The 9296-nt window shown below is 42.3% G+C and carries 9 protein-coding genes and 1 pseudogene; all 10 read right to left on the bottom strand.

Annotated elements, in window-relative coordinates; translation table 11 throughout:
* Window positions 1-267: 267 nt before the first annotated feature.
* Window positions 268-1479 carry a hormogonium polysaccharide biosynthesis glycosyltransferase HpsP gene (hpsP, locus tag IM500_RS05965; RefSeq protein WP_190722437.1) on the bottom strand — a complete coding sequence of 404 codons (1212 nt, stop codon included), beginning with the start codon at window positions 1477-1479 and terminating at the stop codon, window positions 268-270.
* A 536-nt stretch (window positions 1480-2015) separates the two neighbouring features.
* Window positions 2016-3263 carry a tryptophan synthase subunit beta gene (gene trpB / locus IM500_RS05960; protein WP_287737964.1) on the bottom strand — a complete coding sequence of 416 codons (1248 nt, stop codon included), beginning with the start codon at window positions 3261-3263 and terminating at the stop codon, window positions 2016-2018.
* A 137-nt stretch (window positions 3264-3400) separates the two neighbouring features.
* On the bottom strand, window positions 3401-5971 hold the full coding sequence (locus IM500_RS05955) for a DUF3536 domain-containing protein (RefSeq protein ID WP_190722435.1): 2571 nt from the start codon (window positions 5969-5971) through the stop codon (window positions 3401-3403).
* Window positions 5972-6349: 378 nt separating this feature from the next.
* The gene (locus IM500_RS05950) at window positions 6350-6595 is read right to left on the bottom strand and encodes a DUF2442 domain-containing protein (RefSeq protein WP_002784986.1); all 246 of its coding nucleotides are present in this window, start codon (window positions 6593-6595) and stop codon (window positions 6350-6352) included.
* A 4-nt stretch (window positions 6596-6599) separates the two neighbouring features.
* Window positions 6600-6848: a DUF4160 domain-containing protein gene (locus IM500_RS05945; protein WP_190722434.1), complete on the bottom strand. Its 249-nt coding sequence runs from the start codon at window positions 6846-6848 to the stop codon at window positions 6600-6602.
* A 219-nt stretch (window positions 6849-7067) separates the two neighbouring features.
* Entirely contained in the window at window positions 7068-7280 is a 213-nt protein-coding gene (locus IM500_RS05940; RefSeq protein WP_190722433.1) for a Txe/YoeB family addiction module toxin, read from the bottom strand.
* Window positions 7281-7308: 28 nt separating this feature from the next.
* Window positions 7309-7563, bottom strand: coding sequence for a hypothetical protein (locus IM500_RS05935; protein ID WP_190722432.1), 255 nt, complete (start codon window positions 7561-7563; stop codon window positions 7309-7311).
* A gap of 352 nt (window positions 7564-7915) precedes the next feature.
* Window positions 7916-8125: a type II toxin-antitoxin system HicA family toxin gene (locus IM500_RS05930; protein ID WP_190722431.1), complete on the bottom strand. Its 210-nt coding sequence runs from the start codon at window positions 8123-8125 to the stop codon at window positions 7916-7918.
* Window positions 8122-8322 (bottom strand): type II toxin-antitoxin system HicB family antitoxin, encoded by a 201-nt coding sequence (locus IM500_RS05925; RefSeq protein WP_190722430.1) that lies wholly within the window; start codon window positions 8320-8322, stop codon window positions 8122-8124. The genes IM500_RS05930 and IM500_RS05925 overlap by 4 nt, the downstream gene beginning before the upstream one ends.
* 777 nt (window positions 8323-9099) lie before the next feature.
* Window positions 9100-9240: pseudogene (locus IM500_RS05920) on the bottom strand (IS630 family transposase); the annotation flags it as partial.
* Window positions 9241-9296: the final 56 nt, after the last annotated feature.

Here is a 9296-nt window from a genome sequence, read left to right as displayed (position 1 = left end):
CCAAGCTTTTCTGGTCGGAACCCCCTAAGCCGAGTTTTCAAGGTGCTGCGCCGTCCACTTGGTTTTCGAGACTGGCCTTTTAATTCTAACGTCAAGCCAACCTAGAACGGCGGGGTTTCAGACCCAAAATTTCCGATGAAAGCGTATATTGGAAATAGAGCCATCCCTAGAAAAGTGAGCCACTGTTATGAATTCTTTTGCGCTTCCCGTCTTTCTGCAATCAGGTTTAACCCTACTGGCATTTTTAGTGCTGGTTATCCTGATGGCCTAAATCTTAATCCGTCTGTGACTTCGATCGAGCAGGGGACGATCGATAGCGCCGACTAGATTTTCATAGACGGTTAACAGCTGTTCAGCGATCGCTGACCAACTATATTGATTTAAGACTAAATCCCTGGCATTTTTCCCCCTTTGTTGGCGAATTTCTGGGTTAGTCAGGGCAGTTGCCAAAGTATTAGTTAAATCCTCCAGCTGACAAGCTGTCACCCATCCCGCAGCCGCTGCTGCCACCGCAGGATGCAGATCCACCCGGTCGGAGATAACCACGGGAATTCCGGCAGCCATAGCTTCTGCCACTGCGATGCCAAAATTTTCATAGTAGGAAGGTAAAACAAATAAATCGGCCCTAGCGAGGAGGTTATTTTTTACTTCTCCGGTCACAAATCCAGTAATTGTTGTATTTTTGCCCAAGATTGACCGCTCGATCTGATTTTTAATGCGATTTTCGTACTCCCGATCCTGGGGATTGCCTCCTGCTAAGACAAAATGAAAATCTAGTCCCTTTGCTAACAGACTTTCTAAACTGGGCAGCAATAAATCTAGACCTTTTTTCGGGTCAAGACGGGACATATAGAGGATGATCGGTTTATTTTGGGGAAGATCAAAACCGTTTACCGGTAGAGCTTGTGGGTCAAAAAAATCTACCCCTAGGGGGATGACAATATCCTTAGTTTTTATATTAAATCTTTCGGCGATTTGACACTCCTGCTGACTGGTAAAATGAACTGCCGCCGCCGCCGCTAAATTGGGTTTTTCCAGAAAATTGGCATATATTTGTTTAAGTTGCCGTTTTTTTTGCAAATCTGCCGGATCGAGGGTGCCTAGGGGACGGAGAATATAGGGCAGTTGACGGTAACGAGCGATCGAAGCCGATATACTGCTCACTGGGGAGAATAAGGCATGAATATGGGCGATATCGTAATCTTTTGCCCTATTAGCCAACCAAGTAAACAGATCAAGGGAAAATTTATAGCGGCGAAAGGGAGAACAGGGAAAATAATAGATTTGATAGCCATTTTGACTAACAGGGACCCCTAAAGGCACCTCTAGGGGTGCTTGTCCCGTGTCACCATTGGAATCGGTGGTAATAATAGTCACCTCTTGGCCTAGTTGCGCCAAGGCCGCTGACAAACCGAGTACCATTTGACTGGGGCCACCATAAACAAGGGAAATCGAAGGAACAATCTGAAGAATTTTCATCGAAAAATTGGGTCAGAAACCCCGTCGTTCTAGGTTGGCTTTACTGTTAAATACTAGCGCATTTGCACGATATAAGTAGGTAGGCACAATTATTTGTAGGATGGGTTAGCGGTAGCGTAACCCATGCGGGCGTTGGGTTTCATGCTTCAACCCAACCTACGTTCATTTTATATTTAATTCCACCCACCCACTTATGCTAGAAAGTGCCACTTAGAGCGACTCTAAGACCAGAACAGAGTAAATCTGTTAAGGCAGCTGGGAAACCGCTCAAGAAACCCCAAGAGGATATCAAATTCAGCTAGTCCGGAACAGGGAACGGTTGAAAACGAATATCAAATTTAGATGCACAATAGCTTATCCCTCTGATTTACCAGTGATCAGTGATGAGACGGGGAGTGGGTAGCATTTTCATGGCTCAGTAAATGATAATCGTTCAAGGGTAAAAAGACAGCAAGAAACCGCCATTTAATACTGCTCATCTAATACCGATCACTTAATACTCAAATCTGATAACTGCTCACTGAAAAGGCTAAAGGTTAACCATTCATCGATAAATATTTAGCCACCGATTGCACATCTTTATCACCCCGTCCAGAGAAATTAATAACAATGCGAGGACTACCATTTACTTGCGGGCAAAGAGTTTCTAAATAGGCTAAAGCGTGGGCAGTTTCTAGGGCCGGAATAATCCCTTCTAAACGGGAAACTCTTTGAAAAGCTTCTAATGCTTCCCGGTCAGTGACACTGTAATATTCGGCGCGACCACTATCTTTTAAAAAGCTATGTTCTGGCCCGACTCCGGGATAATCTAAACCGGCACTAATGGAATGAGCCTCGATAACTTGACCTTCGTTATCTTGTAATAAATAACTCATTGCTCCATGTAGAACCCCCGGTTGACCTTGGGTAAGGGTGGCGGCGTGTTTTCCGGAAGCGATACTTTCCCCGGCGGCCTCAACACCAATTAAACGCACGGCAGCTTCTTTAACAAACTCATGAAATAAACCCATAGCATTAGAACCACCCCCCACGCAAGCGAGGAGAATATTCGGTAAACCGCCCCATTTTTCCAGACTTTGCTGACGAGTTTCTTGACCGATAACCGCATGAAAATCGCGTACCATCATCGGATAGGGATGGGGACCTGCCACAGAACCAAGGATGTAGTGAGTGGTTTCCACATTCGTTACCCAGTCGCGAATCGCTTCCGAGGTGGCATCTTTCAGGGTTCCTGTCCCGGCGGCCACGGGTTGCACCGTCGCGCCAAGCAGTCTCATGCGGAAAACATTGAGTTCTTGGCGTTCCATATCGTGAATTCCCATATAAATCACGCATTCTAGACCAAAACGAGCGCAAACCGTAGCGGTGGCCACGCCGTGCTGTCCTGCCCCAGTTTCGGCGATAATTCGCTTTTTACCCATGCGTTTGGCTAATAAAACCTGACCGAGGGCGTTATTAATCTTGTGGGCCCCGGTATGGTTTAAATCTTCCCGTTTTAGGTAAATTTGCGCCCCAGTACCGTCAGCTTTGGCATAATGGGCGGTGAGACGTTCGGCAAAATATAAGGGACTAGGTCTACCGACGTAATCCTTGAGCAGTTGATTTAATTCTTCTTGAAAATCGGGGTCGTCTTGATACTGATTATAGGCCGTTTCTAGTTCACTTAAGGCTGGCATCAGGGTTTCCGGGACGTATTTGCCCCCGTAGCGTCCAAAACGCCCAAAAGCATCGGGATACTGGGTTGCTGTGCCGGCTGAGGCGGCATAAATCGGCGTGATAGTCATGTAAACCTTCGATGAGAGACTTATGATCCATTATAAATCTAAGGGTTTAGTCTCTGGGTTAACCTGAGTTCCAGGGCAATCATCGCCTAACCCACTTAATCATCAAAGGGTGAGCATTGCCCACCCTTTGACTGATTTTACAGCCAAATACTCACATCAACTTTTAACACCTGTCCTAATAGTAATAACCATTTTAATTGAGTCATCGGCCAAGGACAGGCAGCATCTATGGAATTGGACCGCAAAGAATTAGGAACTAGACGATCATGGAAGTAATAATAGTATAATTCCTGAGAGCGATCGAGGGATAATCCTAGCTTTAATTGTTGGCTAACTTCAATTAAACGGGTGATTAGGCGAGTATCCTCCTCCGCCGTTAAAGGATCGCCATCGTGTAATAATTTCCCAAGAGATTGCCAGAGCAGACTTTCTAAGGTTTGACGCGCTTCGGGGATGTTTAATTGACAGTGTAAATGATTGGCTTCCTTAGCAATAGCCAATAATTGATCGAGATTATTCTCCGTTGCTTGCCGCTGCTCAAAATCTTTTTCTAGGGCATTAATCACCTGTAAACAACGGTGAGAAATGGCAATATCGGCCGCTACCTGTAACTCTTGAGGTACGGGCAGCTCATCCCGTTGGAAAGCCGCTAAAATGCCGTAATTATCCCGATAAACTTGGGTGTATAATTGATCGAGACGTTTTTTAGTTTCGGCTGTCACCTTCTGCATGATCCGGTGTCTTTCATCGGCAAAAAGATGGGGTAAAGCAAAAAAGTTTTCTCCCAATCCGCGCCCCATTTCTACGATCATGGTCGAGACACTGGCCTGTTGTAAAGATTCAAAGAGATGATCCTTAAGATTGGTATAGATTAACCGACTGTTAAAAGGTTGAATGCAGCAGTAAAAATCCCAACCTCCTAAATGTAGAACAGCAAAGACAAAATGTTCACTTTCTTGGGTAATTTCTGAGGTTAATTCCACCTGTCCCACTGCTAAAGTTAAAGACCCGATCGCTTGTTTTTGATAATCTAATTGACGGGTATTGTAACAATAAATCCGATGATGACTGGGATAATTGGTAAATAGGGAACTAATGGCATAATGGGCCGCCACCCGTTCCAAATCGACCCGCGCAGAAGTGACCAATTGTCGATAGACATCGGCCCCATCTTGATATAACTTAACGTTACTGGGAGCGAAAGCTAGACGACTGAGGAAATTCATTTCTAATTGAATTCCGGCCACTTCTCCGGCTAATTCCAGGGACCGGCCAGCATATCTCAAAATTTGCGTGCCTTCAGGTCGAGAAATTTCCTCAAAAAACCAGCCACAACTGGTAAACATTAATAAAGCTTGTCTTTGCATTTCTAATAAACGCAAAGCATCGATTTTCTCGCTTTTACTCAGGGTACGACTTTGATGCAAAGCGAGGAAATGTTCGATCGCGTCTGGGGAGCGATCTAAAATAACTGCAATGTAGTCATCCCTTGTCTGCCAAGGATCGCGGAAAAATTCCTGTCCTTGAATCTCATATACCTTAATTAACTCATCTCTGAGCCAATTTAGGGACTCCCGCAGGGGTTTACGCCATTTTTGCTGGTAATTTCCCCCTCCCCCGCAACCACAGTCATCCTGCCAACGATTTACGCCATGGACACAACTCCAAGCGGTCACGGGTTTTAATTCCACTTCCCAAGTGGGGGGGCAAATACTGAGATAATGGGCAAAATTGGTGACTGTCCAGCCGTTTTTAGGGAAAGATTCCGTAAAAGCATAGCTAAGACACTTCTCTGTCCCCTGTTTGTGGTGGCCGAAGGTTTCCCCATCGGTAGCGACGCTGATTAACTGGGAGGGACGATGATCCCCTTTAATTGCCTGTCCCAGACGACCGACGAGAAAATCACTGCTGGCTAGGACATCATTAAAGCCCATATCCCGAGAAATTGGACCATCGTAGAAGAAAATATCCAGATAACGACCATCGGGGATGTAACAGCGATAGGGACGGGTGGGATCGATTTGACCTCCGGCCACCGCGTGCCATTGGGGATGAGGATCCTGGTCGCTAGGGAAAGGACGACAGCGCAGGGCCTGGGAAGGGGCTAAAATGGTGAATTTAATCCCCTCATCGATTAAAGCTGTCACTGTGGCTAAATCAATGGCTGTTTCCGCTAACCACATTCCTTCGGGATCCCGGCCGAAACGGTGCTGAAAATCGGCTTTTCCCCAGCGAATTTGGGTGTATTTGTCCTGTTTGTTGGCTAGAGGCAGAATGATATGATTATAGACCTGGGCGATGGCGTTACCATGACCGTTTAAGCGTTGACAACTTTTTTGATCCGCTGTCAGGATGCGTTGGTAAACTTCGGGATCATGGGATTGCATCCATGACATGAGGGTGGCCCCGATGTTAAAGCTGAGATATTCGTAGTTATTAACTATTTTGATCACTTCCCCCCGATCATTGTAAATACGCGCAAAAGCATTGGCACGATAACACTCGTGATGGATGCGTTCATTCCAATTGTGGAAGGGATGGGCGCTCGGTTGCCGTTCAATTCTGTCTAGATAGGGATTTTCTCGCGGTGGTTGGTAAAAATGTCCGTGAACCGTGATATAAACTCCGTGAGCGGTTTTCAGGGGATCGACCCCCGTATCGGTATAGGAATAAAAGGTTGTAGAAGGATGTTCAACAAGATAAGTCATGGAAATGCCTAGAAAATCGTTTTTTTTTGAGCGAAAATAGCTGTAGAATGTAGCGACCTGATGTTTAAAAAAACTGAAAACTGGGCCATTTTTCAGGGCCTTGGGGTCACAATATCACATTTTATTTTCTTAGCAAAGCTAGGGTTAACAATTCGCAACTTCTCTATACACAGCACAAAGTAATACTAAATCTTGTTACAAAGTCTAGCTTTTCCCGGTAGGCTGTTGACTATTGCCATCAGCGTTCTACCCTAGGAGAGATGCGATCGCTCTTGCCCCTGCCCAAAAAGCGATCGCCCTTGGCGTTCCTATCCCAAGCAATGACAATTTTAAAGTTTAATCAAGAAGATGACAGAGATCGCACTACAAGATCGGCAATCATAGTTCAATTCCATTGATCCAAATTTCATACTCGCTTATATCAACTTCATCATTCCAAATGATTCCGCTACCTGATGGATCAAGTTGAAAGTTTTTAAAGAAAGCATAGTTTTTAAGGGAAGAAAACATCGTTTTTTCTAGTAGATTTTCACAGTTATATTTTCTAGCTTGATGATTAGAAAAATGCACCAATAGAGTATAATTTTCAATGATTTCGGCTGATGTTATTTTGGGGTAAAGCATTGTTTTATTTCAAAGGTGGTAATTTATTAAATTCTTGAGTGTTCCACATTTTCAATAATTCTGGTTGATAGATTGTTGCCCATTCTACAACCATTTTTGTGGCTCTATTAGGTAAGTCTCCTTCAATGATTTCTAAGGTTTCCAGATTAAATAGGGCGTTATATTCTCCATAAATCGCATGAAAATGGGGAGGTGGATGATCGGCAAAAAAGAGTTTAATGATAATTCCATAAAATCGAGTAATTTCTGGCATAAATCTATTTTTAGGAGTCTTTCTTGATGACAAAAATATTATAACAAAGCTTGTTGGGTTTTGTTACCTCGACCTAAACGACCAGATCAGCGATCTGCTACGCAGTGCCTTCGGCATCGCCCCTCCTCATCCCCAAAAAGCGATCGCCCTTGGCGCTCCTATCCCAAGCAATGGCAATTTTAAAGTTTAATCAAGAAGATGACGGCGATTACATTGAGCCTAGTCATAATGAAATTTACAACTGATAATAATAATTTCTGTTTCTGTAATTTTATATACTAAGCGATGTTCATCATTAATGCGTCTTGACCAATAACCCTTGAGTTGATATTTTAACGGTTCGGGTTTACCGATTCCAGAGAAAGGATGGCACAATATATCATCAATTAAATCAACGATTTTTTTATAGAGTTTTTTGTTTTCTATCGACAATTCATTGAATTATTTAAAAGCTTTCGGATCAAATACTATATTTTTCACTCCATTCTTTTGTGGTAATTGTCACTAAGTTTTCTTGATTTTCTATTCTGTCAATAGCTTCCGATAATTGACGCTGATTGGCTTCTGTTGAAAGAAGATATTCGGTTGTATCGGGTTCAGAATCAGATACTAAAATAATAATATCCACATCTGTTCCTTCTTCTAGTTCCGCAGAATAAAGCTCTATTTTTCCTTCTCTACCAACAATTCCTTTCTGTTTAATCGCTCTAATCATGATTTTTTCTCTTAAGATGTCAAACAATTATGGCTATTATATCAAAATCAGCATGAGTTAGAACTGATGAAAAAAAGCGATCACACTAATGACACTCAAAAGACATCTCCAAAAATTATAACCCAGTCACAGCTTGCTTTTGGTTTGCGTACTAACTAAGTAGTTCGATGACTGTAATGTATATCTATCGTTGCTAATTCGGGTTTGCTGAAAAAATATGAGGCAATTAAAATAATTTTTATTCGGGTATATTCCTTAACTAGAAAGACTTTTGGTCTTAAGATAATATTAGGTCGAGGTCTAAAGAGATCGCAGTTTTAAGGTTTAATCAACAAGGTGATAGTGATCGCTGTTATCTCAAGTCATCTTCGTTCAGACCAGCATCTTTCAAAATACTCTTAAGAGTACCAATTGGCAAATCTTTATTGCCATGAACAGGAACGGATAAAATAACTTTCATTCCCTGTTTTGTATAAATATGATGACTACTACTAATGCGTTTTAACTGCCAACCATAACGTTCAATAATTTTACAAAGGGCTTTGCCAGAAATAGATTTCATAATGATAATTCGATTAGCTCTTTGTCTGCTTCAATTTCTGTTTCTTGACTTGCAACTTCAAGCCATCCTTGAACCGCATCTTGCAACATTTCTAATAATTGTTCGTAGCTTTCTCCCCAGGTATGACAACCTGGCAATGCAGGTACGGAACCGCACCAAATACCATCCTCTTGCCAGATTAGAGCTTTAATTTTCATGTTATTGTTACTCCAACATTTGCTCGGTTTTACTATGATAACAGGAAAATGCGATCGCCGTTTTGAAGTTAATCAATAAGATAACAGCGATCGCACCATTAAGATGATCTCACTGATGACAAGAAAAGCGATCGCAATTTTAAAGCTTAATCAACAAGATAACGGCGATCGCACTTCATCAGAGAAAATGATCGCAGTTTAAAGTTTATTCAACAAGATGACAGCGATCGCACTTTTAAAGGCCAAAGAGAGCGCAATTTTAAACCTTATAACGGTGATCGCATTTTCAAAAACCAAAATGATCGCAGTTTTAAAGTTTAATCAACAAGATAACGGCAATCTCACTTTCAAAAGTCCAAGTAATCGCACTTTCACAAGCCAAAGTGATCGCGTTTTAAATTTTGAGTTTATGTAAGGAGATCGCACTTTCAACAGCCAAAGTTTAATCAGCAAGGATCGCACTTTCAAATGCCAAAATTGCTCTTTCAAAAGCCAAAGCGATCGCCGTTTTGAAGTTAATCAATAAGATAACAGCGATCGCACCATTAAGATGATCTCACTGATGACAAGAAAAGCGATCGCAATTTTAAAGCTTAATCAACAAGATAACGGCGATCACACTTTCAAACGCCAAAATGATCGCAATTTTAAAGTTTAATCAACAAGATAACAGCGATCGCATTAATAAACATCCCAAACATCAGATAATTACGGTGAATAACAATCAATTCGGTGCGTTACATTTCATTAACGCACCCTACAAGAGCAGCGATCGCACTGACAAATTTTTTGGTGCGGTATCTTTTGGCTTTTTAACCAGAGAACTTCCATCTTCAGTTGAACCCGGGGATGAGGATGATGAAATCTTTCCTAAGACAGTGAGTTCTTTTCTTCTTCCGTGAATTCTAGGTTAATCATGTTTTTAATGAGTGCTTTGCTTCTAATTATGACTCTTAAACTATATTATTGTCCTT

It is taken from the genome of Microcystis sp. M179S2 (assembly GCF_020245805.1).
Taxonomy (GTDB): domain Bacteria; phylum Cyanobacteriota; class Cyanobacteriia; order Cyanobacteriales; family Microcystaceae; genus Microcystis; species Microcystis aeruginosa.
The sequence above is the reverse complement of the archived record's forward strand: the minus strand, read 5'-3'. Positions and strand labels throughout refer to the sequence as shown.